This window comes from Ruegeria sp. YKSD179 (assembly GCF_059612885.1).
In genome coordinates, this window is the sequence record NZ_JBXWRL010000117.1 from 1 (window position 1) to 2,526 (window position 2,526).

Below are 2,526 nucleotides of genomic sequence, written 5' to 3' on the forward strand. Positions count from 1 at the left end.
AGGGCCGGATCCGCCCTTTACAGCATTTAAAAATGAATGTCTGTTTTGTTACGGAGCAGACATTCAGGTAACCTTTGGGTGCCGCATTGCCGCAAATGGCAGGTTTGTCCGCAGAGCAGTCGTTCGTACCAACTGCGGCGAACGTCTGCATCGAGCCCAAAGCGGTCGTTTTATTATTGGATCACTAAAGGGTGATCGACAGGAAAAACTGAGCTGGGAATTACGGGCGGCTTCAAAATGAAACGCCAATACTGATCGCAAATGTCGGAAGAAGACGTGGGTTTCCGCCAAGAGTCAGGTCGAAATCGAATAGCAACAGTCTCTCAATGCTTAAGCTATGATTAGTCAATTGACAGGGATCAAAGTAATGGTTGAAAAGAAACGTTAACTTTGCCGCACCGCTTCGGAAAGATAACTCGTATGAAGTATTGGCTGCTTTTGGCTCCGCTTTTTTTGATGGGAACCACTATAGAAAAGACAATCACCGGAAAAACGCTGTACTCGCAAAACTGCGTGTCCTGTCATGGTGTTGATGGGAAGGGCGAAGGGCCTGTAGCTGCGCGTTTGAGCACACCGCCGCCAGACTTGACGAGAATTGCAGCGCGGCGCGACGGGGTGTGGCCCGCTCTTGAGATCATGGAGATACTGAGTGGGTATTCCCGCAACATTCTCCCGCGAGAGGATATGCCGATTATCGTCGACCTTTTGGACAATGAAATGAGTGAATTCGATACAGGCAATGGTGAGCCAATCCTGATGCCCACCAAGCTGATCGCGATCGCAAGTTACCTTGAGTCACTGCAGGACCCCACTCCAAAGTCTTTTCTTCCCTGAAGAAATATGGAGCTGAGCGGAAGGCAAATTGTTTATGATAAAAGGATAGGGGGGATTGGAGAATGAGTTTGAAGCTTGCCTGTCTCGCCTGCGGTCAGGGAAACAGGGTTCCGGAAGGCCGTCTGCGCGCTTCTCCCAAATGTGGAAAATGTGGTGTCCTGCTCGTGCCCCAGGCTCCCATCGATGTCTCTCTCGACGTTTTACAGAAGGCGGAACGGATCGACGACGTTCCATTGCTTGTGGACTTTTGGGCCGCATGGTGTGGGCCTTGCCGCATGATAGCGCCAGAGTTCGCCACGGCCGCTCAGGCGCTCAAAGGTCGCGCGCGCCTCGCCAAGCTCGATACTGAGGCATTTCCGGCGGCCGGGGCCCGGTATGGCATCCGTGGCATTCCACTTCTGATTGCCTTTCAAGGTGGCAGAGAGATAGGACGGCGGACAGGCGTGATATCCGCAAGTGACATAGCAGACTGGGTCGGAACAAGCACCGGCACGACACTTGATGAACATGCGCAATGAGCGATGATTCCTACTAGGTTTTTTCAGAGGAACTTAGATTGAGGCGGAGCTGGGGGCTTTTCAGTGGGCGAGGAAGACCGGCAACTTGGTCTGCTCGACCATCGACCGGGTCGTTCCGCCCAAAACAGTCTGGATCATCCGTGCCTGACCATATGCGCCCATCACGATCAAATCTGAGCCGGCTTCCGCCGCGCGGTCCTGAATAACATCGGCGACGGCGCGTCCACCGCTGGGATACTGTGACAAGGTGACCAAGCATCCATGATGGCTGAGCCATGCTGCCACGTCGGTCCCGGGATCCTGCCCGTCACGGTTAACCGTGGTTACAGGGTCGATACATCCTATAATCACCTCGCGCGCGTCCAGCAGATGCGGTAGGGCGGCGTGAACAGCCGCAGACGCGGCCTCGCTGCTGTCCCAGGCGACAAATATGCATTCGGGATTGCGTTCTAGGTTGGCATTGATCCGGAATCCGATCGGTGAGTGGAACAAAACGCCGGATGCCGCTTCGGTCATCAGATCGCGGGTTTCCCGCAGACTTTGAGAAAAGATCGCCTCATCGCTCACACGGGCAAATCGCGCAACGACATGTTTGGCATCCATGCTTGCAGTAAGGACGGCCTGAACCTCCCCCGACGCATTTCTCTGGGCGAGCAGCTGTTCAATGGTATCACATCTGGATTTGAGATTAGCTTGCGTGGAGGCTAGGGTCTCCTTCCAATCGTCCGGAATATTCAGCCCGCCATATGGTGGAACCGAGTAGGAATATGCAGGCAAGGCAGGGGCCATATCAAGCATAAGACAAAGCAAATGATGGTCCTCTCTTGCGGCCATTTCCGCAACTTTACCGATCTCGCGGTCTTCGGTTTGAACATTCATAACGAAAAGTGTGGTGCGGCGTTCCATAGGTGTCTCCGTTGAAGTTTGGTGCTGGTCAGAGGCCCGCAACTGTCTAATGAGCTCTACATCGGCCACTCACCATTCATCGTCTCATAAAATTCAAACCTGTCAATTTTTGCATATTTTTCAGGCGGGAGTAGCCGACACAGAAAGTGGCGGCTTAGTCCTGTGTGGATGGCTCCTGCAAAGCAAGACATTTTTGTGAGGGGTGTGTGGTCAGAAGCGGTCTTGTGTCCGGCCTGTTTGCGCGGTGCGTCTGACCGCTGGCCCTGAT

General features: G+C 53.7%; 5 protein-coding genes. 3 read left to right on the forward strand and 2 right to left on the reverse strand.

Annotated elements, in window-relative coordinates; genetic code table 11:
• The 3 genes from AC2FNE_RS24545 to AC2FNE_RS24555 all read left to right on the forward strand — a co-directional run.
• On the forward strand, window positions 1–241 hold a 241-nt coding region (locus AC2FNE_RS24545; protein ID WP_496806557.1), incomplete at its 5' end, for a hypothetical protein.
• A gap of 179 nt (window positions 242–420) precedes the next feature.
• Window positions 421–834, forward strand: coding sequence for a c-type cytochrome (locus AC2FNE_RS24550; RefSeq protein WP_170482849.1), 414 nt, complete (start codon window positions 421–423; stop codon window positions 832–834).
• A 62-nt stretch (window positions 835–896) separates the two neighbouring features.
• The gene (locus AC2FNE_RS24555) at window positions 897–1,352 is read left to right on the forward strand and encodes a thioredoxin domain-containing protein (RefSeq protein ID WP_496806558.1); all 456 of its coding nucleotides are present in this window, start codon (window positions 897–899) and stop codon (window positions 1,350–1,352) included.
• 60 nt (window positions 1,353–1,412) lie between these two features.
• On the opposite strand, the gene AC2FNE_RS24560 is transcribed toward AC2FNE_RS24555, so the two are convergent.
• Window positions 1,413–2,258, reverse strand: a complete 846-nt coding sequence (locus AC2FNE_RS24560) for a universal stress protein (RefSeq protein WP_480714087.1) — start codon at window positions 2,256–2,258, stop codon at window positions 1,413–1,415.
• Window positions 2,259–2,314: 56 nt separating this feature from the next.
• Window positions 2,315–2,526: hypothetical protein (locus AC2FNE_RS24565; protein ID WP_496806559.1), on the reverse strand; the 212-nt coding region annotated here is incomplete at its 5' end.